General features: G+C 72.8%; 1 protein-coding gene. It reads left to right on the forward strand.

The genetic code is table 11. From position 1 onward, the window contains the following. Positions 1 to 227: 227 nt before the first annotated feature. Positions 228 to 2,021: an aspartate--tRNA ligase gene (aspS, locus tag FOE67_RS22510; RefSeq protein ID WP_182666671.1), complete on the forward strand. Its 1,794-nt coding sequence runs from the start codon at positions 228 to 230 to the stop codon at positions 2,019 to 2,021. Positions 2,022 to 2,544: the final 523 nt, after the last annotated feature.

Consider the following 2,544-nt stretch of genomic DNA (forward strand, 5'->3'; position numbering starts at 1 on the left):
CGCCGTCGCCGCGTCGCCGCCTCCCCGGCCTCTCCCGCCTCTCGCCGGGCCCTTCCTCCCGCCTCCCGTCGCCGGCCGCGCACCCACCCGCACGCACGCGCACCCGCACGCACGGGCGGTAGTCTGAGGTGTCCACCACCCGGCCGGACCGCGACCGCGCGGCCGTGCCCCGCGGACCGGCCGGCCCGGTCGGTCCCGACGCCCCGACGACTTGGATTGAGCGAGCGATGCATCGGTACCGGTCCCACACCTGCGGCGAGCTGCGACCCGCGGACATCGGCACGGATGTCCGGCTGTCCGGCTGGCTGCACAATCGCCGGAACCTGGGCGGCATCCTCTTCATCGACCTGCGCGACCACCACGGCATCACCCAGCTCGTGGTCCGTCCCGGCACCGAGGCGAACGAGCTGCTCGGCTCGCTGTCCAAGGAGACCGTGGTGCGGGTGGACGGCCGGGTCGTGGCGCGCGGCGAGGAGAACGTCAACCCGGAGCTGCCCACCGGTGAGATCGAGGTGGAGATCGGCGGCGAGTCGGCCGGCGGCGTGGAGGTGCTGGGCGCCTCCGAGCAGATCCCGTTCACCATCAACGCCGAGGACGGCGTGAACGAGGAGCTGCGGCTGGAGTACCGCTTCCTGGACCTGCGCCGGGAGCGGATGCACCGCAACATCATGCTGCGCTCGGCGGTGATCTCCGCGATCCGGCAGAAGATGACCGCGCAGGGCTTCAACGAGCTGGCCACCCCGATCCTGTCGGCGACCTCCCCCGAGGGCGCGCGGGACTTCCTGGTGCCCTCACGCCTGCACGCCGGCCGCTTCTACGCGCTGCCGCAGGCCCCGCAGCAGTTCAAGCAGCTGCTGATGATCGCCGGCTTCGACCGGTACTTCCAGATCGCGCCCTGCTTCCGGGACGAGGACGCCCGCGCCGACCGTTCGCCGGGCGAGTTCTACCAGCTCGACGTCGAGATGAGCTTCGTCGAGCAGGAGGACGTCTTCGGGGTCATCGAGAAGGTGATGACCGAGCTGTTCGAGGAGTTCGGCGGCGGGCGCCACGTCACCTCGCCGTTCCCCCGCATCCCGTTCCGCGAGGCGATGCTGAAGTACGGCTCGGACAAGCCGGACCTGCGGGCGAAGCTGGAGCTGACCGACGTCACCGAGGTCTTCGCGCACTCGGACTTCAAGGCGTTCGCGGGCAAGCACGTGCGGGCCCTGGCGGTGCCGGGCACCGAGGCGCTGCCGCGGAAGTTCTTCGACCAGCTCGGCGAGTTCGCGGTGGAGCAGGGCGCCAAGGGCCTGGCCTGGGTGCGGGTGGCGGAGAAGGACGGCGCGGTCTCGCTGACCGGCCCGATCGCGAAGTTCCTCACCGAGGAGAACACCAAGGCGCTGCTGGAGACGCTGGGCGCGGGCCCGGGGCACTCGATCTTCTTCGGCGCCGGTGACTTCGACGAGGTCTCCCGGATCATGGGCGCGGTGCGCGTGGAGGCCGCGAGGCGGGCCGGGCACTTCGAGGAGGACGTCTTCCGGTTCTGCTGGATCGTGGACTTCCCGATGTTCGAGAGGAACGAGGACACCGGGGCGATCGAGTTCTCGCACAACCCGTTCTCCATGCCGCAGGGCGGCCTGGAGGCCCTGGACACCAAGGACCCGCTGGACGTCCTGGCCTGGCAGTACGACATCGTCTGCAACGGTGTGGAGCTGTCCTCGGGCGCGATCCGGAACCACGAGCCGGAGATCATGTACCGGGCGTTCGAGATCGCCGGGTACTCCAAGGAGGACGTGGAGCGGGAGTTCGGCGGGATGCTGCGGGCGTTCCGCTTCGGCGCCCCGCCGCACGGCGGGATCGCGCCGGGCGTGGACCGGATCGTCATGCTGCTGGCGGACGAGCCGAACATCCGCGAGACCATCGCCTTCCCGCTCAACGGCAACGCGCAGGACCTGCTGATGGGCGCGCCGAGCGAGGTGGACGACAAGCGGCTGCGCGAGCTGCACCTGGCGCTGCGCAAGCCGGTGAAGCCGCAGGACTGACGGCCGGTTCCCGGCCCCCGTCGCCCCCGGCGCCCGTGTGCGGGCGCCGGGGGCGACGGCGTTTCCGGGGCCGTTCGCCGGGTGCCCCCGGTGGGAGTTCCGGTGGAGGGGTGACCGGCCGTGCTTCGGGCCGGTGCCCGTGGACCGGGAAGCCGTGGGCCGGCGGGGGGCGCCCGCTCGGCGTCCGGTCGTGCCGGTGGCGTCGGCGGGGACGGTGTCCCGGTGGGGGACGGCGCCCCGGCGGCGTGGTCCGGTGCGGTCGGGCGGGGCGCGGTCGGGAGGAGGTGTTGATGGGCGCGCCGAGCGAGGTGGACGACAAGCGGCTGCGCGAGCTGCACCTGGCGCTGCGCAAGCCGGTGAAGCCGCAGGACTGACGGCCGGTTCCCGGCCCCCGTCGCCCCCGGTGGGAGTTCCGGTGGAGGGGTGACCGGCCGTGCTTCGGGCCGGTGCCCGTGGACCGGGAAGCCGTGGGCCGGCGGGGGGCGCCCGCTCGGCGTCCGGTCGTGCCGGTGGCGTCGGCGGG

The sequence above is a fragment of the Streptomyces calidiresistens genome (assembly GCF_014141525.1).
GTDB classification, from domain to species: Bacteria; Actinomycetota; Actinomycetes; order Streptomycetales; family Streptomycetaceae; genus Streptomyces; species Streptomyces calidiresistens.

What these genes read in the sequence shown, in the direction of transcription:
- aspS (WP_182666671.1), top strand. Translation starts at nt 228, where the DNA reads ATGCATCGGTACCGGTCCCACACCTGCGGCGAGCTGCGACCCGCGGAC.